At 63.6% G+C, this 250-nt stretch carries 1 protein-coding gene; it reads left to right on the top strand.

Translation table 11 applies throughout. The features are described from left to right. On the top strand, positions 1–250 hold a 250-nt coding region (locus AC0L3S_RS39590; protein WP_473285410.1), incomplete at both ends, for a RidA family protein.

Raw genomic sequence — 250 nt, forward strand, 5'->3', positions numbered from 1 at the left:
GACGATTTTGTTGGCCAGGTGCGGCAAACGCTGCAGAACATCGTCGCGGTGCTGGCGGAAGCCGGCGCGGGGCCGCAGCACATCACCTCGATGACCTGGTACTTCACCGACAAGGCCGAATACCTTGCCAATCTCAGGGGTATCGGCGAGGCCTATCGCGAGGTCATCGGCCGGCATTTTCCGGCGATGGCCGCCATGCAGGTGGTGGCGCTGGTCGAGGATCGCGCCAAGATCGAAATCCAGGCCACCG

This window comes from Bradyrhizobium sp. Ken01 (assembly GCF_055807355.1).